This window comes from Photobacterium marinum, assembly GCF_000331515.1.
In the GTDB taxonomy this organism is placed as follows: domain Bacteria; phylum Pseudomonadota; class Gammaproteobacteria; order Enterobacterales; family Vibrionaceae; genus Photobacterium; species Photobacterium marinum.
Window position 1 is genome coordinate 42,428 of sequence record NZ_AMZO01000040.1, and the last position, 26,778, is coordinate 69,205.

19 protein-coding genes are annotated in these 26,778 nt (G+C 50.8%); 15 read left to right on the top strand and 4 right to left on the bottom strand.

Annotation, left to right across the window (positions count from 1 at the left end):
- The first annotated feature begins 8 nt into the window (after window positions 1-8).
- Window positions 9-1,331 (top strand): peptidoglycan DD-metalloendopeptidase family protein, encoded by a 1,323-nt coding sequence (locus C942_RS22270; protein WP_036801534.1) that lies wholly within the window; start codon window positions 9-11, stop codon window positions 1,329-1,331.
- A gap of 106 nt (window positions 1,332-1,437) precedes the next feature.
- Here the strand turns inward: C942_RS22270 and erpA are convergent, their stop codons facing one another.
- Window positions 1,438-1,779 (bottom strand): iron-sulfur cluster insertion protein ErpA, encoded by a 342-nt coding sequence (gene erpA, locus C942_RS22275; protein WP_007470649.1) that lies wholly within the window; start codon window positions 1,777-1,779, stop codon window positions 1,438-1,440.
- A gap of 59 nt (window positions 1,780-1,838) precedes the next feature.
- The gene (clcA, locus tag C942_RS22280) at window positions 1,839-3,242 is read right to left on the bottom strand and encodes a H(+)/Cl(-) exchange transporter ClcA (RefSeq protein ID WP_007470650.1); all 1,404 of its coding nucleotides are present in this window, start codon (window positions 3,240-3,242) and stop codon (window positions 1,839-1,841) included.
- A gap of 248 nt (window positions 3,243-3,490) precedes the next feature.
- Here clcA and hemL point away from each other — a divergent pair, with 248 nt between their 5' ends.
- From hemL to C942_RS22355, 14 genes are all read left to right on the top strand, one after another.
- On the top strand, window positions 3,491-4,789 hold the full coding sequence (gene hemL, locus C942_RS22285; protein ID WP_007470652.1) for a glutamate-1-semialdehyde 2,1-aminomutase: 1,299 nt from the start codon (window positions 3,491-3,493) through the stop codon (window positions 4,787-4,789).
- A 304-nt stretch (window positions 4,790-5,093) separates the two neighbouring features.
- Window positions 5,094-6,179 carry an AI-2E family transporter gene (locus C942_RS22290; protein WP_007470658.1) on the top strand — a complete coding sequence of 362 codons (1,086 nt, stop codon included), beginning with the start codon at window positions 5,094-5,096 and terminating at the stop codon, window positions 6,177-6,179.
- Between the two features lie 111 nt (window positions 6,180-6,290).
- Window positions 6,291-7,310 (top strand): 16S rRNA (guanine(1207)-N(2))-methyltransferase RsmC, encoded by a 1,020-nt coding sequence (gene rsmC / locus C942_RS22295; RefSeq protein WP_007470660.1) that lies wholly within the window; start codon window positions 6,291-6,293, stop codon window positions 7,308-7,310.
- Between the two features lie 324 nt (window positions 7,311-7,634).
- Window positions 7,635-11,018 carry a response regulator gene (locus tag C942_RS22300; RefSeq protein ID WP_007470661.1) on the top strand — a complete coding sequence of 1,128 codons (3,384 nt, stop codon included), beginning with the start codon at window positions 7,635-7,637 and terminating at the stop codon, window positions 11,016-11,018.
- 734 nt (window positions 11,019-11,752) lie between these two features.
- Entirely contained in the window at window positions 11,753-13,429 is a 1,677-nt protein-coding gene (locus tag C942_RS22310; protein WP_007470663.1) for an ABC transporter substrate-binding protein, read from the top strand.
- 136 nt (window positions 13,430-13,565) lie between these two features.
- Window positions 13,566-14,552 carry an ABC transporter permease gene (locus C942_RS22315; RefSeq protein WP_036801528.1) on the top strand — a complete coding sequence of 329 codons (987 nt, stop codon included), beginning with the start codon at window positions 13,566-13,568 and terminating at the stop codon, window positions 14,550-14,552.
- 2 nt (window positions 14,553-14,554) lie between these two features.
- Complete coding sequence (locus C942_RS22320; protein WP_007470666.1) at window positions 14,555-15,580, top strand: ABC transporter permease; 1,026 nt, start codon at window positions 14,555-14,557, stop codon at window positions 15,578-15,580.
- A complete protein-coding gene (locus C942_RS22325; protein WP_007470668.1) occupies window positions 15,580-16,551 on the top strand; it encodes an ABC transporter ATP-binding protein in 972 nt (323 codons plus the stop codon). Before C942_RS22320 ends, C942_RS22325 begins: the two co-directional genes overlap by 1 nt.
- Before the next feature lie 25 nt (window positions 16,552-16,576).
- On the top strand, window positions 16,577-17,572 hold the full coding sequence (locus C942_RS22330) for an ABC transporter ATP-binding protein (RefSeq protein ID WP_007470671.1): 996 nt from the start codon (window positions 16,577-16,579) through the stop codon (window positions 17,570-17,572).
- Window positions 17,573-17,583: 11 nt separating this feature from the next.
- Entirely contained in the window at window positions 17,584-19,320 is a 1,737-nt protein-coding gene (locus C942_RS22335) for a glycoside hydrolase family 9 protein (protein ID WP_007470672.1), read from the top strand.
- Between the two features lie 4 nt (window positions 19,321-19,324).
- Complete coding sequence (locus C942_RS22340) at window positions 19,325-20,209, top strand: BadF/BadG/BcrA/BcrD ATPase family protein (RefSeq protein WP_036801535.1); 885 nt, start codon at window positions 19,325-19,327, stop codon at window positions 20,207-20,209.
- 2 nt (window positions 20,210-20,211) lie between these two features.
- Window positions 20,212-22,167 (top strand): beta-N-acetylhexosaminidase, encoded by a 1,956-nt coding sequence (locus C942_RS22345; RefSeq protein WP_007470674.1) that lies wholly within the window; start codon window positions 20,212-20,214, stop codon window positions 22,165-22,167.
- A 20-nt stretch (window positions 22,168-22,187) separates the two neighbouring features.
- On the top strand, window positions 22,188-24,587 hold the full coding sequence (locus C942_RS22350) for a GH36-type glycosyl hydrolase domain-containing protein (protein ID WP_007470675.1): 2,400 nt from the start codon (window positions 22,188-22,190) through the stop codon (window positions 24,585-24,587).
- 68 nt (window positions 24,588-24,655) lie between these two features.
- Window positions 24,656-26,068, top strand: a complete 1,413-nt coding sequence (locus C942_RS22355) for a phosphoglucomutase/phosphomannomutase family protein (protein WP_007470684.1) — start codon at window positions 24,656-24,658, stop codon at window positions 26,066-26,068.
- 139 nt (window positions 26,069-26,207) lie between these two features.
- Here C942_RS22355 and C942_RS22360 read toward each other — a convergent pair whose 3' ends face one another.
- Both C942_RS22360 and C942_RS25550 read right to left on the bottom strand, forming a co-directional pair.
- Window positions 26,208-26,513, bottom strand: coding sequence for an MliC family protein (locus tag C942_RS22360; protein ID WP_007470686.1), 306 nt, complete (start codon window positions 26,511-26,513; stop codon window positions 26,208-26,210).
- Between the two features lie 55 nt (window positions 26,514-26,568).
- On the bottom strand, window positions 26,569-26,778 hold a 210-nt coding region (locus tag C942_RS25550), incomplete at its 5' end, for a hypothetical protein (protein ID WP_232428211.1).

The following is a 26,778-nucleotide window of genomic DNA, read 5'->3' on the forward strand; positions in this document are numbered from 1 at the left end:
TCCAGTTAATGCTAGTATCGAAACTTGTTCGGTTGCCACGAGTGCACCAAATACTCATCTCGCTAATCAGTGCCTTTGTGGTGCTTCTGCTCCTTATTCCGGGATCTGGCGACAAGCAAGCTCATCCTGAGCGAAAATTCGAAATAGGCAAAGCCTATCCGCTCGACATGAACCTCGATGAACACCAGTTCCGGCCGCTGGAAAAAGACGAAAAGCTTCAATACGCACAACTGCGCTGGAAAGAGCACACGATCAAGTCGGGAGAAAGCCTCGCAGTGGTATTCGATAAGGTCGGTCTGTCACCCGGCACGCTTTATCGCCTAGTTAATGCCGATGAAGGCACCAAAACCCTGACCAGCCTTCGCCCCGGCGATGTTCTAAAATTCGGCTTTGACCCGAATAATGAACTTATCCAGCTGATCCAGCCACAAAACGCCACAGACACCCTGGTCGTTACCCGCACAGGTGACAACTACCATTCCCGCAAAGAAACCAAAAATGTTGATACCCAGCTTAACTTTGCCCAAGCAGTGATCACCTCCAGCTTCTGGAATGCCGGTGACAAAGCTGGCCTGACTGCCAACCAAATCATGGAAATTGCCGGGATCTTCGGCTGGGATATCGACTTTGCACTGGATATCCGTGCTGGCGATACTTTCTCTGTTCTGTTTGAAGAAAACTTTGTTGAAGGTGAGCCTATTGGCCGTGGCAATATCATCGCCGCTACCTTCACCAATATGGGAGAAACCTTTACTGCCGTTCGCAGCGAAGACGGTAAGTATTATGATCAGGAAGGACGTGCAATGCGTAAAGCCTTCCTGCGCTCACCGATCAACTTCCGCTATGTAAGTTCAAACTTCAACCCGCGTCGCTTGCACCCAGTTACTGGTCGCGTCAGGCCACACCGTGGTACCGACTATGTTGCCCCGGTAGGCACACCAATCTGGGCGGCCGGTGACGGTATTGTCATGAAGTCAAGCTACAACAAGTTTAACGGTAACTATGTCTTTATCCGTCACAGCTCAACCTATATCACCAAGTACCTGCATATGACCAAACGCCTGGTCAAAACCGGTGAAAGAGTGAAGCAGGGCCAGACGGTAGGTACGCTGGGCGGCACAGGTCGCGTTACCGGTCCGCACCTGCATTATGAGTTCCTGGTTAACGGCGTACACAAGAACCCACGTACAGTGAAGCTGCCACAAGCAAAATCACTCAAGGGTACCGAAAAAACGAAGTTTAAGAAATACGCCGTTGAACGCCTGAAGCAGTTGTCGCAGTTCAGCCAACTGATTGCCGATAACAGCCCGCTGCTGATCAACCGCAGCTAACTTATCAGGCAATCACCAAAAACGACTGGACACAAAAAAGCCGTCACGATGTGACGGCTTTCTTTTATCTGTTGTTACGTTTTAAGAAAAACGCATTCAGTGCTTGTTATACGCTGAATGATGCACCGCAACCACAAGTTGTTGTAGCGTTAGGGTTGTTTACGAAGAAACGTGAACCTTCCAGACCTTCAGTATAATCAACGGTACCGCCAATCAGGTACTGCAGGCTCATAGGGTCAACAACCAGGGTTACACCACTCTTTTCGATGGTTGTATCACCCTCATTCACTTTTTCATCAAAAGTAAAACCATACTGGAAACCACTGCAACCACCGCCGGTGATATAAACGCGCAGCTTCAGATTCGGGTTTTCTTCCTCGGCGATTAGCGCTTTTACTTTATTCGCTGCCACATCAGAAAAATTCAGCGGTACGTTGGCATCGCTCATTAAAAACCTCTCACAACTTCCGTTAATTGGGCTGATTATCTAATACCCGACTAACTTGTTCAAGTATTAGCCAATTCAGACTGTTTTCTTTGCGCTATTTTTTCCTTTTCCATCGTACGACGCAAGAGCTGAGAGTAAATTGGCTGCCCGCCCAGTACCTGAGCCAGCATGGTTGCACCCAGTGTGGTGATGATCAACGGCAAGATCAGGTGATAATTGTTAGTCATTTCAATAACCAGCAAGATGCCAGTGATCGGAGCCCTTACAGTTGCAGCAAACAACGCCCCCATACCGGCAATCGCAAACATACCCGGCTCAATCCCTAAATCAGGGAAAAACAGCTGCGCAACGGAGCCGAAGAAGGTACCGAACAAGGTACCCAGCGCCAGCATAGGCGCAAAAATACCGCCCGGCGCACCGGAGCCAAAACAAAGCAGGGTTGTCGCCACTCGGGCAAGGAATAAGATAAACAACATATTGATGCTGTAATCACCGTGGGTCGCACTCGGGATCAGGGCAATACCGCCACCTGTCAATTCTGGAAGATACAACAGCAACAAACCAAAACAGCCGCCCAGCAAGGTACCGGTTAGCACATAGCGACGACGTTCGTTACGGTGGATCCGGCCAAACAGATCCTGTGCCATCGTCACCAGGCGATTAAAGATCACCCCAAAGACACCGAAAAACATCCCCAGCAGCAAGAACAGCCACAAGGACTTCAATACCGGCGCATCATACTGCGGCATGGAGATCACTGCATGCTGACCTTGAATACTGCGGAACACGATATCGGCCAGAATGGCAGAAATCAGTACACATTTGATGGAGATAAGGCTGTAACGAAACTGCGGGCGCATCTCCTCGACGACAAACATGATACCGGCAAGAGGCGCATTAAACGCAGCAGCCAGGCCGCCGGCCGCACCGGACGCTAAAAGGGCATGCCTTGCTTCTTTATCTTTAAGACGGAACATATCCGATACCATTCGGCCGATATTACCGCCCATCTGAACCGAAGGGCCCTCCCGACCAAGTACCATCCCGGAACCCAGTGCACCGAGACCACCGATAAACTTCACCGGTAGCACCCGCCACCAGCGAACCGGACGGATGTCATCCATCGCACCTTCAATTTCCGGGATCCCTGAGCCTGCAGCATCAGGAGCAAAACGGTGAACTAGGTAATAACCGATGAAAGCCAGCAAAGCACTAATCAGAAAAGCTGCCAGCCACAAAGGCAAAACACTGCTGATCACATCACGCAGCCACTCGGTTCGCTGTTCAGAAACCCAATGAACTGCAATTTCAAATAATGTAGAGATAAGACCGGCCAGAAGGCCTACCAACGCAGAGAGAAACAACACCGAGACCGGTGTTTTGTCACGAGAAAGAAAACGCCGAACTAATCCACTAGGTTGCAGACGTTCAGGCGCAGGAGTGCCTTGAATGTTATCTGTCATTATTACGCCGTAATATGTTGGGATGCGCCGGAGGAAGCGCGGAGAAGGACGAAGCTCGTCTGACCGTAGGTTATCCGAGACATGGATATTTTTACATAGCCAATGTTGCAAACTAGCTTTCCATCCATGCTCAACATCACAATAAGCCACCAAAAGCATACTTGGTCAATTCGCTCGCCAAATTCCCGGTAATTTAGGTACAATGCGGGCAATTCAAATCAGACTTTATTTGAAAACAGGACAATACAATGAGCAAATCAGCCGATTTATTTGCTAAAGCACAAGAAAAGATCCCTGGCGGTGTTAACTCACCGGTTCGCGCATTTGCCGGAGTTGGCGGCAGCCCGCTGTTTATTGAGCGAGCTGACGGCGCTTACATCTTTGATGCTGATGGTAAAGCATATATCGATTATGTTGGCTCTTGGGGTCCGATGATTCTGGGTCACAACCATGTCGCTATTCGTGATGCAGTGATCGAAGCGGCTCAACGCGGCCTGAGCTTCGGTGCACCAACCGAGATGGAAGTGACTATGGCTGAACTGGTTTCTAAACTGGTTCCGTCAATGGAAATGGTTCGCATGGTAAGCTCTGGTACAGAAGCAACCATGAGTGCGATCCGTCTGGCTCGTGGTTTCACTAACCGCGACAAAATCATCAAGTTCGAAGGCTGTTACCACGGTCACGCAGACTGCCTGCTGGTTAAAGCAGGTTCCGGAGCCCTGACTCTGGGTCAGCCAAGCTCGCCGGGCGTGCCTGAAGATTTTGCCAAGCACACCCTGACATGCACCTACAACAACCTGGATTCAGTTCGCGAAACCTTTACCAACCACCCGGAAGAGATCGCCTGTATCATTGTTGAGCCGGTAGCCGGTAACATGAACTGTATCCCGCCGGTACCGGGCTTCCTGGAAGGCCTGCGCGAAATCTGTGACGAGTTTGGTGCCCTGCTGATCCTGGATGAAGTAATGACTGGCTTCCGCGTATCTGAAGGTGGCGCTCAGGGTTACTACAACATCAAACCTGACCTGACCACGCTAGGTAAAGTAATTGGCGGCGGTATGCCAGTCGGTGCATTCGGTGGCCGTCGTGACGTAATGGAGTACGTAGCTCCAACCGGTCCTGTATACCAGGCGGGAACACTTTCAGGTAACCCTGTAGCAATGGCTGCCGGCCATGCCTGCCTGACAGTACTGACCGAAGAAGGCAACGAGAAACGCCTGGCCAATACCACTAAAGCTCTGGCAGACGGCTTCCAGCGCTTGGCTGATAAATACGGTATTCCACTGAAGACCAATCAGGTTGGTGCGATGTTCGGTTTCTTCTTTACCGATCAGGACAGTGTGAACTGCTACGACGATGTAGCGAAATGCGATGTTGAACGCTTCAAGCGCTTCTTTAACCTGATGCTGGAAAAAGGCGTTTACCTTGCTCCTTCTGCTTTCGAAGCCTGCTTTACTTCTTTGGCGCACGGTGACAAAGAGATTGAAGCAACGCTGGAAGCAGCTGAATTTGCCTTCGCAGCACTGGCTCAGGAAGCCACGCTATAAACGGCTTTGCTGCTATTAAAGCCAAATAGTTAACACCAAAAACGCCACTCAGATAGTGGCGTTTTTATTATCTGTTTTTTCCAGTTGTTACTGCCAGAAAAAAACAGCCAGAGCCCCCAGCGCCAGCAGAATCCACACAGCCAGCGGCACCCGCCGTTTTTTCTTGGTTTCACAACCGCAGTCACAGCATCCCATTTGATGTGAACCTCATTCAAAACAATTGATTTATAAAAGATTGCTACTTAGCCAACCGGATGCAATTATAACCCCCGTTAGAATTAACAAACAGCAAGGATAACAAACGGTGCCTAAACGTTTTCAAGCCGAACCTCGCCACTGGATGCTGATTGCGGCCCTGGCGCTGGCCGCCTATGCCAGCTACCGCCTGATTGAGCCGTACCTCGGCCCAATCGTCATGGCGTTTATTATTTCTCTGCTTTACTACCCGCTACACTCCAAAGTAGAGCGTAAACTGACGAACAAGCCTAACCTATCAGCATTGCTTTCCTGTCTCCTGCTGACCTTTATCATTGTGATCCCGCTGCTGATTGTATTCAGCTCTATTGTCCATCAGGGGACCATGTTCTCACGAGACAGCTATGAATGGCTGAGCTCCGGTGGTGCTAAAGAAGTACTTTCACATCCTTACGCCGTTAAGGCGCTGGCATTGATAGACAAGTATTCCCCGTTCGAGCCCCTTGATGCTCATGCGATTATTCAGAAAATAGCGTCTGCGGCCTCCAAATTCGGCACCCAGCTGCTCAATGTCAGCGCAAAAATCCTCGGTGATGCCACCAACTTTGTGATCAGTTTCCTGCTAATGCTGTTTGTCCTTTTCTTCCTCCTTCGGGACCACAAGAAAATGGTTAAAGCACTGCGTCATGTCGTTCCGCTTTCCCGTAGCCAGGAAGATGCTCTGCTGACGGAAGTCGAACAAGTAGCCAAATCTGCGGTACTCGGCTCATTCCTGACAGCACTGGCACAGGGCGTCGCCGGCGGTTTTGCAATGTGGCTGGCCGGTTTCCCAGGCCTGTTCTGGGGATCAATGATGGCTTTTGCCTCCTTCATTCCGGTTGTCGGAACCGCTCTGATCTGGTTGCCAGCAGCAATTTATCTGCTGTTGAGCCATCAGTGGGAATGGGCGTTGTTCCTGGCTGGCTGGGGCGTGATTGTCGTGGGTTCTATCGACAACCTGCTGCGCCCGCTGCTGATGCAGGGCAATTCAGGTATGAATACCCTGCTGATCTTCTTCTCAATTCTCGGCGGCCTGCATCTGTTTGGCCTGATTGGTCTGATCTACGGCCCGATCATTTTTGCCGTCACTCTGGTACTGTTCAAGCTCTACGAAGTCGAATTCAAAGACTTTCTGGATAACCAGGATCAGAGTTAACCAGCTGCAAGAAACAAAGCCGCCCGGTGCGGCTTTGTTCACCTTTTCATACCCGCTAATTTATGGAACAATTCGCGCCCTTACTCCATGTAAAGCAAATCTGAGGCCCTTATGTCCTACACAGCAGCAAGCCAGGTTGTTGCCCGCCAGCTTGAGTTTTTTGAAAACCGTAAAGTACTCGTCATCGGTGAACTATCTGATTCTTACCCACTTGAGCTGACTCAGGTTGCCCAGTCTGTGGCAGTCTTTACGACCAACTATGGCTACCACTGCAACATGAGCCGCCACAGCCAGATCCAGTCTCATTTCGGGGCAGAGCTGACCGCTGATATCGACATTGATATGATCCTGCTTTACTGGCCGAAGGCAAAAGCAGAAGCCGAATACTTGCTGGCTATGACGCTGGCCAAATTCGGCCCGGAAACAGAAATTTGTATCGTCGGTGAAAATCGCAGTGGTGTTCGTAGTGCCGAAAAGATGTTCCAGGCCTACGGCAAAATCACCAAATATGACTCAGCACGCCGATGCAGCTTTTACTGGGGTCGTTGTGAACAGCAGGCACCAACCTTCGATATCACCAGCTGGTTCAAGAGCTACCCGATTACGGTTGCCGGCACTGAGCTGACTATCCGTTCGCTACCAGGTGTGTTCAGCCATGGTGAATTCGATAAGGGTTCGGAACTGCTGCTGGAAAGCCTGCCGTCTCTGCATGGTCGTGTGCTTGATTTCGGTTGCGGTGCAGGTGTTATCGGTGCGGTAATGAAAACAAATAACCCGGCCATTGAGCTTGAGCTGTGTGATATCAGCGCCCTGGCGATTGAATCTGCCCGCGAAACCTTCAAAGTAAATAACCTTGAAGCAAGCTTTACGGCAACAGACGTCTACAAAGCTCTGGAAGGGACTTATGACTTCCTGATCAGTAACCCGCCATTCCATGCCGGCCTGAAAACTTTCTATGCGGCAACTGAGGACTTTATCGCTCAGGCTCCGAATTACCTCAATACGGATGGCCAGCTTATCATTGTTGCCAACAGCTTCCTGCGTTACCCGCCGCTGATTGAAGACAGCCTGGGCTGTTGTGAGATTGCCGCCAGTACTAACAAATTCAATATTTACGTTGCAAAAAAATAAACCTCAAGGGCTGAGCCACTGCTTGGCCCTTAACTTATCAGCGAACAGAAAAGCTCTCAATCGAGCTATTTTCAGCCCAATTCTTCGTCAATTCCGTCAATATTGTGGTTCGCCACACGCTTCCCGGCATACTTACTTGAACACAAAAAAAAACTCAGTATAACTGATTGCTGCGGTGCCAGCTGCACCACCAACAGCCATCTATATATTTGCTTTTAAAGAATAAATTAAACAATCACTGTTGGTGGGCATCAGGTTGCGATGCGGAAAAACTGGCAGTAGACATCATATTTCGTTTCAAGTCGGTTAATTTCAGGCACAGGAATGCAGAATACCACCCGTTTTAAACGTCTCCAGCATACCCTTATGCTCGCTTTTCTTGTTCTCAGCATTACCCCGCTGACATTCTCGGCCCTTTTCTTCTTAAACTCCCATACCAATGATCTGGCCGAGCAGAGCACCAACCACCTGGCTTCACTGCTTGAAAACAAGCAGAAACAGCTCAATACCTTTTTTGCAGCCAGAACATCTGAAGTACAGAGCTTTGCCCGCTCAGAACTGGCTAACGCCAGCGGAGGACGATTTTACGGTCTGGTTGGTGCCTACAATCAGCTGGGAGATATCCGTTATCTGACACGAGGGCAAGAACGCGACCATTACTTCACTGAAACCCTGACCACTAAACACGAAAACGGCAGTGACAGCAGCCATTACCTTGGTCACGAACGCTACCGCCTGATTTATAAACGCTATAACTGGGCATATGAGGAATACCTAAAACGCTCTGATTTCAGTGACATTCTGTTGGTCGATATCGAAGGCAACGTCGTTTATTCCACTTTCAGCCCGAATAAATTCAGCTATAACCTGCAAGACGAGAACACACCGCTTCCGGCGTTGCGCCGGACGTTCGCCGCAATCAAAGCACAAACCAGCCAACAGCAAATTGAACCGGAGCATGTCCCTGTTGCCTTTACTGACTTCAGCCTCGATCAGCTCAGCCAAAGCTACACAGCTTGGTTTGCCGCACCTGTTATCCGCCAGGGATATCTCCACAGTTATGTATTCTTTCAGCTGCGTAATGACACCATCAGCAAACTTATCACCGATGCCGGCGGCAGCAGTACCTACGTCCACACCCTGCTGATCGGCAGCGATCATCAGTCACGACTGTCTGGCTCACAATCACTGCCGGATAATCTCACCAGCCCGAGTATCGAAAACGCTCTATCTGGTATCAGCGGGGTCGGGAGCCTGCTCAACTTCCAGCAAATCCCTGTACTGAGTGCCTTTGCGCCAATAGATGTGTTCGGCAATCACTGGGCATTGGTAATCGAATTACCGGAAGAGGAAGCCTTTGCCCGCATCCGCCAATTAGAAAAGCTGTTCGGGATCGCCATGGTGACAGCCATTGTGCTGGTGATCATCGCATCGCACTGGCTATCAAATTCCATCACTGCTCCCCTGCTCCGCCTAACCTGGGCTGCCGAGCGGGTGTGTGCCGGTGATATGGATCAGAAAATAGAGGGAACAGAGCGCGGCGACGAACTAGGTCGCCTTGCCACCAGCTTTGCCCGGATGCAACGCTCAGTGCGTGAGAAAATGGCATTAATTCGCCAGCAGAACAATGAACTGGAACAGAGCCTTCAGGTAATCCGGCAGCAGAATGATGAGTTGCAGACCACCGACAAACTCAAAGATGAATTTTTGGCAACCACCTCGCATGAACTTCGCACCCCGCTGCATGGCATGGTCGGTATAGCCGAATCCCTGCTGGCCGGAGCAAACGGTCCGATCCAGCGCAACCAGCGACGCCAGTTGGAAATGCTAATCAACAGCGGCCAGCGCCTGACTAACCTGGTTGATGATCTGCTCGACTACCACAAAATGCGCTATGGCGATCTCGACATCAGCAAACAACCGGTAGACCTGGCGTCAGCAGTACGGCTGGTGCTGGAGCTTTCCACACATCTGCTTGGCGGCAAACCAGTCAGGATCATCAATCAGATCCCTGATGACCTTCCACTGGTGCTCGGCGACGAACAGCGCCTGGAGCAGGTGCTGTATAACCTAGTCGGCAATGCCATCAAATACACCTCTGAGGGGAAAATAATCCTGTCGGCAACCCGGCTCGAAAACCAGCTTCGTATCCAGGTCGTGGATACCGGGCAGGGCATTGCACCTGAACAACTGGAGCATATTTTTGAACCACTCATCCAGGCCAACACCAACTGCAGCAGTTACCGACAAGGTGCCGGCCTCGGGCTTTCTATTAGTCGTCAGCTAATTGAGCTGATGGAAGGGCGACTCTACGTCAGCAGCCAACCAATGGTCGGTACCACCTTCAGTTTCACTCTGAATCTAGCATCAGAAGAAGACATCACAGAGATGCAGCAGCCACTCACCAGCTCACACTTCCAGGCTCCTTCATCGGAAAATACCCATTTCGACGATGCGGATTTGCCGGAAAATGCTGATGGCGATTTGCTGTTGATTGTCGATGACGAGCCGGTCAATCTTCAGGTTCTGACCAATTACCTCAGGCTTGAAGGCTATCGGGTAATCACTGCTGAAAACGGCCCACAGGCACTGGAGTTACTGGAAAGCGAGCAACCTGCTCTGTTGTTGCTTGATATAATGATGCCAGGCATGAACGGCTATGAAGTCTGCCAGCAGCTTCGTAAAGAACATACACCTCTGTCACTGCCAATCATCATGCTATCGGCTCTGGGGCAGGTTCAGGACCGGGTTAAAGGATTTGAATACGGAGCCAATGACTACCTGACCAAACCTTTCAATAAAGAAGAACTAACAGCCAGGATCCGCGCCCATATTCAGGCAGGGAAAGCCGAATTCCGGCATCAAAAAAATCAGGAGCTGGAGCAGGAAATCAAGCACAGAGAACAAATTGAAGCCGGACTGCTAGAAACCCAGAGCCGCCTGTTAGGGCTGCTGGAATCGAGTTCAGAAGGGATTATCTGTGTTCAGGAAGACGGTCGTATCCGCTATGCCAATACCACGGCAGGAAAACTGTTTCAGCGCGCACCGGAAGTACTTGAACGACATAAGATTGAGGATATTCTTGCCACTCACCTTCCTGCAGACATCACCACCAGCCATCACTTCAACGGTAGTCTGCTGTATCACATCGGTGAAGCTCTGATACCGCTGGAAACTGATGTAATTAACCTGCCGGATGGCGCAGGCCTCGCACGAATGCTGATTTTTGATAACGCTGGGGCAGCAACCCAGCAACGGGTTCAGGTATTGGAAGATGCCGTTGAAGTACTGTCTGGCTTCGCCTTTGATGGAAACAGGGAAAATCTTCAACAGCTAAGGGAACTGGGCGGCGAATTTACCCGTCTAGCCGACAAACTGAACAACACAGAAAGCAAGACAGACTCTCTTCGTAACTTGCTTGTCGATGTGATGAAAGCCACCCTGACGCACTGGGAAGCCACCACGGCCAAAAGTAAGTTTGATCTGGCAGAAGAAAGCGGCCTGTGGCGGGTATACCTCGATCGCAGTACGCTTCAGACCCGAACCCTAGATAAATACCTCCATCTGGAAACTCTGCCTAAATCACCTCGCTGGCGTACAGTACTGAGCACCATCGACTTTGTTCTCGAACGCTGTCAGGCCCCGACTCCGCAGCGCCGGGAAATTGAGAGCATGAAAGATCGCCTCCAGCATCTGCTCAACCATTAATTACCACCCAACCATTAATATCTTTAGCACTGGCCCGTTTTACCCGGGCCTTTATCTGCATCATGGTGGCTCAGCCAGAGTCTCTTCCGCATCTTTCTGAGATGAGAATAAAAGTGCTCTTTTACGCCATAAAACTGCCAACAATTTCGAATTACATCACTTTTTTCAATGAGTGAATTTCAGAATTCAACTACGGAAAAATCCCCTTTTTAGGCATCCCGACAAAAAAAAATAGCTGCATTTTTAGCCAAATTTGCCGCTCAGACGCCCCTTGGTGACAAAAAGATTCTGTATATGAGAACCGACTCACAACAAATCAAGGATGCAAATTTTCCGTTGGGAATTAACTCAACTAGCAGTAATGCCTTACATCACACTAGGAAAATGGAACTTATAAAGCCTTTATTAACGAGGCCAGAAAAGATAGTAACTACCAACCTGCTTGATGCAACTGAGATAGATAAATGTGAGCTCATAAGCAATTTCAATTTCATCAATAGCGTTTTGAGAAAACGAGTTTAACGATATTGACAACCGTTAGTGACATTTTGACGTTTTTAACGGGAAGTCCGATTGACGCTCTGGCCAATACAGAGTTTCCTTAGGTCACCTTAAGCCTGCAAGGCCATTCGATAAGAGCCATTTAAAACCTCTGTTGAAGCAGGTTCAAAGGGCCCCTGCGGGGGACATCAATTTCCATAAGTGAAACTAATAAGCAAGAGTAAGGAACAGCTATGCTTGCCAAAAAGAAAACCACGTTAGCACTCGCAGTGATTGCTGCAGCAACAACTATGATGACAGCCCCCATGGCGTCAGCTGCTGAACAATCCGAACTGACTATGGTATCTAAGTTCTACCCTACCTTTGTTCGTAACTTTAACCCGTATCTGCAAACTCAGTTAGATACGGCTCAGGACTTCATTTATGAACCTCTGGTTGTCTTCAATGAACTGAAAGGCAACGAACCGGTAATGCGTCTGGCTAAAGACTATTTCATGTCTGACGACCTGATGCAGGTGACCTTTGAAATCCGCGACGGCGTAAAATGGTCTGACGGCAAACCGTTTACTGCTAAAGATGTTGAGTTCACCTATCAGCTGCTGAAAAAGCATCCTGAGCTAGATCGTACCGGTATCAATGCCCGCCTGAAAGCAGTGAAGGCCGTCGGCAACAAGGTCCTCTTCTCACTGACTGAGGCAAACTCGAATGTTCCGTATCTGATTTCCGAAGTTTCTGTTGTGCCCAAGCACGTATGGAGCAAAGTCAAAGACCCAACACGCTTCACCAATGAAAACCCTGTCGGTACAGGTCCGTTCACTGAAATCCAAACCTTTACCCCGCAACTTTACACCCAGTGCCGCAACCCTCACTACTGGGATAATGCCAACCTGGAAGTCGACTGTCTGCGCATGCCTCAGGTAGCCGGTAACGACCAGTTCCTTGGCCAGGCGCTAAGTGGCCAGTTCGACTGGACCTACTCATTCATTCCGGATGTAGACAGCACCTACGCTGCCGCCAGCCCTCACAACAAATACTGGTACCCTGCCGGCGGTACCCAGGCATTCATGCTGAACTACAAAACGCCAAACAAAGGCAACAACGAAGCTATTAACAACATCGACTTCCGCCGTGCCTTCTCAATGGCTATCGACCGCCAGACTATCATCGACATTGCTTTCTATGGCGGCGGTGTTATCAACGACTACGCATCCGGTCTGGGTCAGGCATTTGCCACATGGTCTGACGACAAGATTTACAACAAGTACAAACCATACATGACTTACAACACCAAGAAATCCAAAGCTATGCTAAAAAAAGCTGGCTTTAAAGATATCGATGGTGATGGTTTTGTTGAAACACCAAGCGGCAAGCAAATCAACCTGACGATTCAGTCACCTAACGGCTGGACAGACTTCAACAACACAGTACAGCTGAGTGTGGAAATGCTGGCAGACGTCGGCATCAAAGCCAAAGCCAGCACACCGGACTTCTCTGTCTACAACCAGGCTTTCCTGGATGCAACTTATGATGTTGCCTACACTAACTACTTCCACGGTGCAGACCCGTATACATATTGGGACAGCGGCTACCACTCCCGCCTACAGATGAGCGACGGTATGCCTCGCTTTGCCCTTCACTGGTGGAAGAACGAGAAACTGGACAAACTGCTGGATGGTTTCTATAAGACAGCAGACCGCGATGAGCAGAAGGACATTGCTCACAATATCCAGAAGATCATCGCAGAAAATCAGGTAACAATTCCTGTGATGTCTGGCGCTTACACTTCTCAGTACAACACTGCCCGCTTCACCGGTTGGTGGAATGAGAAGAATGCGAAAGGCCGTCCAATGCCTATCACAAACACGCAAGAACGCTTACTACAAGTGCTTGATCTAAAACCTAAAGCGTAATCATTGCTTAACTTGCGGTGCGCCCGTTGCGCACCGCCTCTCCAACCTTCCCTTCACTTTTTAAATGATGGCCACTGGTCAGGGGAGGGTGTGTCTTAAATCTGGTCATAACAACTGGATGATTAAGGTGTGAGTTATGGGATTTTTTCTACGACGTTTGAGTTTCTACATTATTGCGCTCCTGGTCGCAATAACCATCAACTTCATAATACCGCGGGCTATGCCCGGCGATCCGGTCACCATGATGTTTGCCAACGCGGCAGTACAGGTCACCCCGGAACGTATCGCTGCAATGAAAGAACTGCTGGGCTTTGTTGATGGCCCAATCTACGAGCAATACTTTATTTACCTGAAAGGGATCCTGTCATGGGAGCTGGGTATTTCCATCCAAACCTTCCCGCAAACCGTTAACGAAGTACTGGGGAACGCGGTCGGCTGGTCACTGTTCCTGGCAGGTACGGCCGTTATCCTGGCGTTCTGCATCGGCTCCCTGCTAGGTATCTTCGCCGCCTGGTATCGCGGCAGCAAATATGATGCCTTCATTTCTCCGGGAATGATGGTTGTGCAGGCTGTTCCGCCAGTGGTGGTTGCCATGCTGGTGCTTTACACCTTTGCTATCGGTGCCCAGTGGTTCCCTTCCACTTATGCCTATACCGCAGGAACAATCCCGGACTGGACCAGCTGGGACTTCTATAAAGACATTGGTTACCACGCCGTACTGCCTCTGTTCTGTGCCACCATCATTCAGATCGGCGGCTTCCTGATCAACATGCGTAACAACATGATCAACCTGCTCAATGAAGACTACATCACGATGGCCAAGGGTAAGGGCCTGAACGAGAACCGGGTGATTTTCAAATACGCCGCCCGTAACGCCATGCTGCCGAGTGTCACCGCACTCTCAATGGCTATCGGTATGGCCATCTGCGGTCAGCTAATCATTGAAATGGTCTTCAACTACCCAGGGCTTGGCACCGTTCTGCTCAATGCGATTAACGCCCGAGACTATCAGGTACTGCAAGGACAGCTACTGATTATGACCATGTTCATGCTGTTCTTTAACTTCTTGGCTGACATCCTCATCGTGGCACTGGATCCTCGCCTACGTAAGGGAGGGAAATAACAATGAAAGGATTCATCAAACTTATCAGCGGCAACACCAAAGCGTTAGTCGGGCTGATCATCATCGCCATCTTCATCTTCGGTGCCCTGTTTGCTCCTCTACTGACTGAACACGCACCGGACAAAAGAACCGGGAACCCGCATGAATATCCGGCCTGGGTAGTGAAATCCGCTCAGCACAACCCCGACGGCTGGGTAGCCGAAAACCTGGCAGATAACCGCCGTACTATGCTGATGTCGAAAAAAGCTGAACATACCTTGGGCACTACCCGAATGGGGCGTGATGTCTGGTCACAGGTTGTCTACGGTGCCCGCACATCTCTGGCCGTCGGCTTCGGTGCCGGTCTGATGGTGTGCTTCCTGGCAACCGTCATCGGGGTTTCTTCCGGTTACTTCGGCGGCCGGGTCGACAACATACTGTCGGCGGCAATGAACATCATGCTGGTTATTCCGCAGTTGCCACTGCTCTTCGTTATTGCCGCCTTCATCGGTCAGGCTGGGCCACTCACCATTGCCATTGTTATCGGCATGACCTCCTGGGCCTGGGGTGCCAGGATCGTCCGGGCGCAAACCCTGTCATTGCGTGAAAAAGAATTTGTCAAAGCCGCTGAGGTACTTGGCGAGTCTTCCTGGCGCATCATCATGGTCGAAATCCTGCCTAACCTGATTTCCATCGTCGGCGCCAGCTTCATAGGTTCTGTCATGCTCGCCATCATGACAGAAGCCACCCTGTCCTTCCTTGGCCTGGGTGATCCGAACAGCATCAGCTGGGGTGTCATGCTCTACAACGTCCAGACCTCCTCATCCATGCTGGTCGGCGCCTGGTGGGAACTGCTGTCACCATGTATCGCTCTGACCCTGATTGCTGTCGGCCTGGCCCTGCTGAACTTTGCCGTCGACGAAATCGCCAACCCGCAACTGCGCTCTCACAAAGGCATGCGTCGCTGGAAGAACCTGGCAAAACAGAACCAACAACAAACCAAAACCGTTGTTACGCCACAGCCTGCCCTTGAAGGAGGAGAGAAATAATGAACAGTCCACAAATCTCCATTCGCAATCTGTGTGTTGACTACATTACCGATGCCGGTGATGTCCGGGCAGTAAACAATGTCAGCTTTGATATCGGTAAAGGTGAAATCTTTGGGCTAGCCGGTGAATCGGGCTGCGGCAAATCTACCGTCGCCTTCTCACTGATGCGCCTGCACAAGCCACCCGCATTCATTACCGGCGGTGAAGTCTTCTTCGACGGCCATGGCGATATTCTCAGGTTCACCGAGCCACAGATGACCGCCTTCCGCTGGAGTGAAATCTCCATGGTGTTCCAGAGCGCCATGAATGCCCTAAACCCGGTTCTGACCATGGAAGAACAGTTCTGCGATGTCATTATGCGTCATACCAATATGACACGCGAACAGGCAATCCATCGTGCCAAAGGGCTGCTGGAAATCGTTGATATCCACCCAAGCCGCCTGCGTGATTACCCACACCAGTTCTCCGGTGGTATGCGCCAGCGCCTGGTGATCGCTATAGCCCTGGCGCTAAACCCAAAGATGATCATCATGGACGAACCGACCACAGCGCTGGATGTGGTGGTTCAGCGGGAAATCCTGCAAAAAATCTATGCCCTGAAAGAGGAATTCGGTTTCTCCATCCTGTTCATCACCCATGACCTGTCACTGATGGTCGAGTTCTCCGATCGCATCGGCATCATGTATTCCGGTGAACTGGTTGAAGTAGCTCCGTCGAAGCAAATCCTGGAAAGCCCGTATCACCCGTATACCGAAGGGCTGGGTAACTCCTTCCCGCCCCTAACTGGGCCGAAAACCCGCCTGACAGGGATCCCCGGCAACCCACTGAACCTGCTTGAAGTCCCGCAGGGATGTCGGTTCCAGGCCCGTTGTACCAAAGCCCATGAAACCTGTTTCTGCAAACCGACCCAACTACGTCAGTTGGAGCCGGGCCGTTTTTCCAACTGCCACCTGTTCAACAAATGCAGTTAATAACTAAAACAATTAAGGAGGCAATATGAGCAAGCCAGTTGGACAACCGATTATCGAAGGCAAAAACCTGATCAAAGATTTCCAGGTCAACAGCAACTCGCTGAAAAAGCCAATGATGCGGGCTATCAATGATGTGTCGTTCAAAATGTACAAAGGCCGCGGCCTGTCTGTAGTCGGCGAATCCGGCTCAGGTAAATCCACCACAGCCAAAATGATCGCCAAGATGTACCCGCCGACATCGGGCCATATCGAGTATTACGGCCGTGATATTGCGGATATCACCAAGAAAAAAGACATGATGCTCTACCGTCAGGGCGTACAGATGGTGTGGCAGGACCCATTCGGCTCCCTGAACCCGACGCATACCATTTTCCATCACATCGCTCGCCCACTGCTGATCCACAACAAGGTGTCGAAGGGCGATAAAAAAGAGCTAGAGGAAATGGTCTACAGCCTGCTTGAACAGGTCGGCCTGATCCCGCCCAAAGAGACCGCTGCGAAATATCCCCACCAGTTGTCGGGCGGCCAGCGCCAGCGCGTCAATCTGGCCCGCAATATCGCCGTTGGTGCCGAAGTGGTCCTGGCTGATGAGCCGACATCTATGCTGGATGTATCGATCCGCGCCGGGGTTCTGAACTTGATGGAAGAGATGAAGTTCGAACGTGAAATGGCACTGCTGTATATCACTCACGATATCGCCACTGCCCGCTACATCGCTGAAGATCTGGCCGTCATGTACGTCGGCCACATGGTGGAATGGGGCGATACCGAAGAAATCATCCATGAGCCACAGCACCCGTACACCCAGTTACTGGTCTCGGCAGTGCCGGATCCTAGTAAGTCCATCCACGAAAAGCTCAAAGGCAACAAAGGCGAAATTCCGCTATGGACACCGGAAAGCCTCGGCTGTCCGTTCGCCGGGCGCTGTACCCACGCCACCGATAAATGCCGGGATCGCTTACCGGAAGTCACTCAATTATCAGATAACCACTTCGTACGTTGTTATCTCTACGAGAAGTAAACGGAGGAACAATGCAGCTGTTAACTAACCATATCGGATACGAACGTTTCGGCACCAAGCAGGCCATCCTACAGGGAGAAACAGAACTGCCTGTCAGCCACGCAGAAATCATTCGCTGCCACGACAACCAATCCGTAATGCAGCTGCCAGTAAAGCCCTGCGGGACAATCGCACAATGGCATACCGGCAACACCAGCTCAATTGATTTCACCGACCTGACAGAATGCGGTGAATACCGGATCAGGGTCGGCGATACCTTATCGACACCTTTTGTGGTGGCAGAAGGGCTGCTGATGCGTCGGACTTTCAGCGATGTCCTCCACTATTTCAAATCCCAGCGCTGCGGCGGGATTTTTGACCGTGTAGATAAACATGCGCCACTACTGGGTAGCCGGGAGCATGCCGATGTCCACGGAGGCTGGTATGACGCCTCCGGTGATGTCAGCAAGTATCTCAGTCACCTGTCTTTCAGTAACTACCTGAATCCGCAGCAGACCCCTATGGTGGTCTGGAACATGCTCAAATCATTCGAGTTACTAGCAGACGAAGATTCCATTGCTGATTTTACCCGCGTCCGCCTTATGGAAGAGGCTATTTTTGGCGCGGACTTTTTACTGCGGATGCAGCATCCGCAGGGTTATTTTTTTGTCACAGTGTTCGACAAGTGGAGTAAGTCCACGGGGCAACGGGAGATATGTTCATATTCAACGCAGGAGGGCATCAAATCAACTGACTATCAAGCCGGATTCCGTCAAGGCGGCGGTGTTGCTATCGCCGCCCTGGCCGGTGCCGCAAGATTACTCAAAACCCAGGCGGCAAACACGCTGGGCTGGGAGGACAACAACCGTTCACAACGCTACCTCTGTGCCGCTGAAACCGGCTACTGGCATCTGACAGAGATGAACGCTCAGTACCTTGATGACAGTACTGAAAATATTCTTGACGAATATTGTGCCCTGTTGGCAGCAGTTGAGCTGTTCAGGGCAACACATGACAACCGCTACCTGGAAGCAGCCCGGCAATGGGCTGGCCGCCTTGCAGCCAGGCAGCAATCAGACAACCACCAGCAGCACTTCTGGTCTGCAACCGCAGATGGCAGTCGCCCGTATTACCACGCCGCCGAAGCCGGGCTTCCGGCTATCAGCCTGATGCAATATCTGACCATTGAACATAATGAAAACAAACGCGAGGCAACGCTGGCAGTTATCACCAATGCCCTGCGGTTTGAGCTCAGCATCACCGGCGAAGTCAACAATCCATTTGGTTACCCGCGTCAGTATATCCGCCCGGTCGGAGGCGAGAAACACAGCGCCTTCTTTATTCCTCACCACAACGAAAGCGGGTACTGGTGGCAGGGTGAGAATGCGCGAGTCGCCTCGCTGGCAGCGATGGCCGGCATGGCGCAAAACCTGGCTATCGACAGCAAGCTCAAAGTACAACTAAAGATCTATGCCCAAAAGCTGACCGACTGGATTCTGGGACTGAACCCGTTTGATATGTGCATGCTCGACGGCCATGGCCACAACAATCCTGATTACCTGCCGGACCTGGGCTTCTTCAATGCCAGAGGCGGGATCTGCAACGGCATCACCTCCGGGTTTGAAAACGAACAGGATATAGCCTTCAACCCAACCGGGCAGAAAGACGACATCTTGCAAAACTGGCGCTGGGGAGAACAGTGGATCCCACATGCCTGCTGGTACTTGCTTGCAATCACCACTCAGTTTAAGGAGCGACACCTTGGCTAACCCAATCAAATACTATGTTGGCGTTGATGGCGGTGGCACATCCTGCCGCGCCCGTATCTGTAATCTTCAGGGCAATATTCTGGGTGAAGCCAAAACCGGCAGTGCCAATATCCTGCTCGGCGGGCAAATTGCCATGGCTTCGGTGCAAGATGCGATAGCAACTGCGGCAGCTCAAGCCCAATTGACCGAAGGCGACTATAGCCAGATGTCTGTCGGGCTAGCTCTGGCTGGTGCCGAACAAAAACAAGCCTGGTATGACTTTATGGTGCTCCCTCACCCTTACGCTGCCATAACTATGAATACCGATGCCTACGGAGCCTGCCTCGGAGCCTGGCGCGGAAAAGAAGGCGCAATCCTTATCGCAGGTACCGGATCATGCGGCATTCTGCTCAAAGACAACCGTCAGCATGTAATCGGAGGCCGGGAGTTTCCGATCTCCGATCAAGGCAGCGGTGCAATAATGGGGCTGCGCTTAATTCAGCAGGTATTGCTCAGCGTCGATGAAATCGTCCCTCACACACCGCTGGCACAGCGTGTCATGGCTCATTTTAATCATGATGTCGATGCGATTGTCACCTGGTCCAAAACCGCCCGACCTTGTGATTACGGTCAATTCTCACCAGCTATTTTTGCCCATGCTGCGCAGGAAGACAGCCTTGCTGTTGAGCTGCTGAAACAAACCGCAGCCGATATAGAAATGTGGTTGTCCGCTCTGATCCGGCGCGGAGCAGAACAAATCTGCCTGATGGGCAGCATAGGTGAACGTATCCGCCCATGGTTGACTCCGCCGCTACAGGCAAAGCTGGCAGAGCCTCAGGGCGATGCGATGGATGGTGCCATTGCCATGGCACAAACAGGCAACCACAACCTTTTCCCTCCGGAGGTGTGACGATGAGCTACCGTCTTGATCTCACCGTAATCGACAAAAGCAAACAGGTTTCCCGCTTTGCCCTGACCCTGCATAACCTCAGCGATAAGCCGCTATACAACTGGTCACTCCATTTCACGATTGCCCGTTGGATCTCGGCTAACAGTTTGTCCATCGGCAAACTAAGCCAGCTGGGCAGCTATTGCATCCTGACTCCGGACAATGCATCGCCGCTTGCGCCAAATTCTCATTTTTATACTGAGTTCAACATTGGCACTAAGCCGTTCACCCTGCACGATGACAGCATTATTGATGCGTTCCTCAACACATCTTCAGGCAATACCCCGATCCATCCTATTCCGGTTGAAATAACCACCATCGATTTGGATCAGCCGGCGACAGAGCATGTTTCATCACCATTACCGCCAGCCAAAGCAGTGAGCTTGATCCCGGCACCGGATTCATTAACCCGGCTACAGGGTGAATTCAGGCTTAACCAACACACGGCAATTACTACTCCGCCGGAAGCTGCAGTCGGCAGTACCCGCTGGTTGCAGACTGAAATGAATAAACTGCTGCATGAAGATTTGCCGATTAAAGAGCAGGGGAATATCACTTACCAGCTCCACGAAAACATGGCTGAAGGTGCTTATCATCTACTGATTGAGCCTGACCACATCTGGCTTCAGGCCGGCTCTGCATCCGGTTTTGTTCATGCCTCCTCATCCCTACTGCAACTCATTCCGGCCATGCCGTCGCATCAGGCCGATGCCGCTTATATCCTGCCTATGGTGGAGATCCAGGATCAGCCTCATTATGCCCACCGCGGCATGATGCTCGACTGTGCCCGACATTTTCATCCGGTCAAGCGGCTCAAAAACCTGCTTGATCAGCTGGCCCGTTATAAATTTAATACCTTCCACTGGCACCTGACTGACGACGAAGGCTGGCGGATTGAAATCGACGCATTCCCTGAGCTGACCGAAATCGGTGCCTGGCGCGGCCCGAATGAAATGCTCAAACCGCAGTTCACCACCATCAGCCAACAATATGGTGGCTACTACAGCAAGCAGGAGATCCGGGAGCTGATTGCCTATGCCAGCGATCGCGGGATCACCATTATTCCTGAGATAGATATTCCGGGACATTGCCGTGCTGCCATCAAATCCCTGCCAGCTCTGCTGGTGGATCCGGATGACCATTCCGAGTACCGCAGTATTCAAGGCTACCCGGATAATATCCTGTCTCCGGCTCTGCCCGGCACCTACACCTTTATAGCCAAGGTACTGGAAGAAGTCTGCGAACTTTTCCCTGCTCCCTACATCCATATCGGCGGAGACGAAGTCCCGCAAGGCGTGTGGACCGACAGCCAAGCCTGCCAGGCAATGATGGAACAATACGGCTACCGAGAACACAGTGAGCTACAGGGACATATCCTGCGTTTCGCTGAAGAGTGCCTGCAGGCCAAAGGAAGACGAATGATGGGCTGGGAAGAGGCAGCTAAAGGCGACAAGCTGAGCACTAAAGCCATTATATTCTCCTGGCTGAGCGAAGAAGCCGGACAAGTCTGCGCAGATAAAGGCCACGATGTCATTCTGCAACCGGCACAGCATACCTATCTCGACCTTGCCCAAAGCGATGCGGCTGACGAACCCGGTGTTGACTGGGCTGGCAGGCTACCGCTGGAACAGGTCTACAACTACCGGCCATTCTCATCACTCGAAAACGACGATCCGGCACACCAGCATGTTCTGGGGATTCAGGGCGGTCTGTGGTGTGAGCTCGTCAACAGTCAGAGCCGGCTGGAATTCATGCTCTATCCTCGCCTACTGGCAATTGCCGAACTGGGCTGGACTCCCCCGGAAAAAAGAAACTGGAACGACTTCAGGGCTCGGCTTCATGGTCAGATGCCTTATCTGGACAGAGCCGGCATCAACTACCGCCACTGTGAAGCACCGAGCAGCGCTGAATCTATTTAATAAGAAAAGGACTGAAAGTAATGAAATACGGTTATTTTGATAACGATAACAGAGAATACGTCATCACCCGACCGGATGTACCTGCGCCATGGACAAATTACCTGGGCACTGAAAAATTCTGTACCGTAATTTCACACAATGCAGGAGGATACTCCTTCTACAAATCACCGGAATATAATCGGATCACTAAATTCCGTCCTAATGCTACTTTTGACCGCCCCGGACACTATGTCTATCTGCGCGATGATATCAGCGGGGATTACTGGTCCATTTCATGGCAACCGGTCGCCAAAAGTCTAGATGAAGCCAAATACGAAGTACGTCACGGCCTGTCATACTCAAAGTTCAAATGTGAGTACAACGGCATCACCGCTCAGAAAACCCTGTTTGTCCCTAAAGGTGAAGATGCCGAAATCTGGGATATTGTGCTGAAAAACGACAGTGATACACCACGCACTATCTCCGCTTTTTCTTTCGTCGAGTTTTCATTCAGCCATATTCAGTCCGATAACCAAAACCATCAGATGAGCCTGTACTCCTCCGGCACCTCTTATCATGATGGCGTGCTCCTCTACGACCTCTATTACAACACCAACGAATACGAAGGTTTCTATTACTTAGCATCCAGCTTCGAACCTGACAGCTATGACGGTCAGCGCGCTTCCTTCATCGGCCTATACCGTGATGAAGCCAATCCGATTGCCGTTGAAAAAGGCCGTTGCTCAAACCACGTACAGACCTGCTATAACCAGTGCGGCGCGTTACACAAACAGCTCACCCTCCAGCCGGGTGAAGAAGTCCGTTTCAACTTCATCCTTGGGCTTGGCAAGCACGAAGGTGCCCGTTTACGTGAAAAGTATCAGAACTTCACCAATGTTGATGCCGCATTTAATGAAATCAAAGCGCACTGGGACACACGTTGTAATAAGTTCCGCGTGAAATCGCCAAACCCGGGTCTTGATACCATGATCAATGCCTGGACCCTGTATCAGGCAGAAACCTGTGTGGTCTGGTCCCGCTTTGCCTCCTTCATTGAAGTCGGAGGCCGAACCGGACTGGGATACAGGGATACCGCCCAGGACTCGATGGCCGTCCCTCATACTAATCCGCAGATGACCAAAAAGCGTATTCTTGATCTGTTGCGCGGCCAGGTAAAAGAAGGCTATGGCCTGCACCTGTTTGATCCTGACTGGTTCGATCCGGAAATGGAAGATGTAGCACCATCCAAGTCACCGACAGTGGTACCGACACCAAGCGATGAAGACAAAATCCATGGCCTGGCAGATACCTGTTCTGACGATGCCCTCTGGCTGGTCCCGACCATCTGCCGTTATGTCATGGAAACTGGTGAAACCGGCTTCTTTGATGAAGTCATTACTTATGCTGACGGCGGTGAAGGCACCGTTTATGAACACATGACCCGTATCCTTGATTTCTCCGCCAGGCATGTCGGTCAAACCGGGATCTGCAAAGGCCTTAGGGCCGACTGGAACGACTGCCTGAACCTGGGCGGCGGTGAATCGGCCATGGTGTCATTCCTTCACTACTGGGCACTGCAGGAGTTTGTCGACTGCGCTAACTTCCTCGGCAAGCACAGTGATGCCGACAAGTACGCCACCATGGCAGAAGGCGTCAGACAAGCCTGTGAAACGCACCTGTGGGACGGCGACTGGTACATTCGCGGCATAACAAAGAACGGCGAAAAGATCGGTACCAGTATCCAAACCGAAGGGAAAGTTCATCTGGAATCAAATACCTGGGCCGTGGTTTCCGGTGCTGCTTCACCGGAACGCGGACGCAAAGCTATGGATTCAGTCGATCAGTACCTTTACTCACCTTACGGTCTGCATCTCAACGCACCATCATTCGCAACCCCGAATGACGATATCGGCTTTGTCACCCGCGTCTATCAGGGCGTAAAAGAAAACGGGGCGATTTTCTCTCACCCGAACCCATGGGCCTGGGTGGCCGAAGCCAAACTAGGTCGCGGCGATCAGGCCATGAAGTTCTACGACGCCCTGAATCCGTATAACCAGAACGACATGATCGAAGTCCGACATGCGGAGCCTTATTCATACGTGCAATTTGTTATGGGCCGGGATCACCTGGATCATGGCCGTGCCAACCACCCTTGGCTGACAGGCTCCTCCGGCTGGGCTTATATCGCGGCAACCAACTGGATCCTAGGGGTTCGACTAAGTTTCGATGGCCTGATTGTTGATCCGTGTATCCCGACAGACTGGCCGGGCTTTGAAGTAACCCGTGAATGGCGCGGTGCAACTTACCACATCAGAGTGGAAAACCCTGTTCATGTCAGTAAGGGGGTCAAATCAATCAGCTTAAATGGTGAAGACATTGAAGGGGCCATCACACCTCAGGCCGAAGGTTCCGTCAACACAATAACCGTTGTCATGGGTTAATGCTTTTTTTGGGGGGATGTTCCCCCCGTCATTTCGTTATTCAACAAAGAGAGAATAGGAGTCCCGCTATGATTCAATTTGGAACCGGAGGTTGGCGAGCCCTGATCGGTGAAGACTTCACCAAGGCCAATGTACAGCTGGTCGCGCAAGCCCTAGCAAACATCATGATTCAGGAGAAGGTAACAGACAGGGGCTTTGTGATCGGCTATGACCGCCGTTTCCTATCTGACAAAGCCGCCAGCTGGTTTTCAGAAGTACTGGCAGGTAATGGCATCAGAGTCAGCTTCATTGACAAATATGTACCCACACCGATTGTGATGTTCAAGGCCAAACAAACAGGCACCGCATATTCTGGCTGTATCACAGCCTCGCATAATCCGGCTGACTACAATGGGATTAAAATCTTCATTGAGGGTGGGCGTGATGCCAATGAAGAAATTACCAAAAAAATAGAAACGCAGATTACGACATTAACCACAGACGATATCAACGTCGCTGATTTTGAAGATGCAGTCACCGACCAGCTAATTGAGCAAATCAATCCGATGAATGATTTTGTCGACTCAATCATCAACTTTATCGATGTTGAGGCCATCAAAAGAGCAAATTTGCGAGTCCTGATCGACCCTATGTTCGGCGTTGCGAAAAATGCCCTGCAAACGGTACTTATCACCGGACGCTGTGATGTCGATGTGATCAACGATACCCAAAACCCCGCTTTCGGTGGACTAATGCCGTCCCCCAGTGCAGCAACCCTTTACCGGTTAAAACACCTGGTCGCCCATGAGGGCTACGACATTGGTATCGGTACCGATGGGGATGCCGACCGCCTGGGCATCATCGACGAAAAAGGTAATTTCATTCACCCAAATGAAGTCCTGATGCTGCTCTACTACTATCTGCTGGAATACAAAGGCTGGAAAGGTTCAGTTGTTCGCAACATCGCCACCACACACCTGCTTGATAAAATTGCGGCTGCACACGGAGAAAAATCCTTTGAAGTCCCGGTCGGCTTTAAGCACGTCAGTGCCCAAATGGAAGCAGATGACTCTCTGATCGGTGGCGAAAGCTCAGGTGGCCTGACTATCCGAGGTCATATTAAAGGGAAAGACGGCGTATTCGCCTCCAGCCTACTGGTGGAGATGATCAGTGTCACCAGTAAAAAGCTCTCTGAAATGCTGGATGAAATCTATAGCAAGTATGGCTACGCCTATACAGCGGAAGGAGACTGCAACTTCAAACCAACAGAACGTCAGCGCCTTTACGACAAAATTTATGTTCAGAAAGCACTGCCTGATTTCGGTTATGAGGTCGAGAAAGTCAGCTATGCCGATGGTGCCAAAGTGTATTTCAAAAATGGCGGCTGGGCACTGGCTCGCTTCTCCGGCACAGAACCTTTACTACGCCTGTTCGCCGAGATGGAGGACAAAGAACAGGCAGAAAACATCATTCAGCAACTGAAATCATTTCTGCACATTTAACTAATTTCAGCCCTGCTCTTTTTAGCTCTACCACTGACAGAGCAGACGTTGAGACCGTGAGCAATCTCGGCATAGCTGTTATTTTCGCAACCCTAGGTTTCGGGTTTTAGCGGCAAGGGTAGTTTCAAACTACCCTTTTTTATTCTCTGGCAGCACAACCTTCAAGCCGCACCTCATCCCACTCCAGCATGGCCTCATCACCTTTAGTGTACAAATAAGTGACTCCTTCTATATCACGATACTGAGCCCCTGAAGCCGAGCGCTGACGTTCCAGTGTTCTAGTTTTATTAAGATACGTAATTTCCACAGATTCCGCGGCCGGGTAAGTCACCGCAAAATACTGTCCTTGTTGGCAGTCGTAGATGATCTCTACCGGAAAATAACTCTGATCAACGGTACAACCAGCAAGTATCCCCATAGTCACCGCTAAGTATATCTTTTTCATTGTTTATCCCTTCACTGGGTTCTATCACTGATAAGTCTAGCAATAAGAACAAAGATCAGTATGCAATGATGAAAATAAGAGAAACGAAAAAGGAAAATGAATGGAGAGTAATTAACGCAAAATCCTCAGCATTTCTGTCGGTACGCGCAGAAAGAGGCGGCTTAATAAGTAGCGGAGCTGCTAGGCCGGCACTCCGGCGGGACTCATTCATCCGTAGGACGAACATTAAAAATGTCCAGACGTAAAAAAGCCCAAGTCTTTCGAC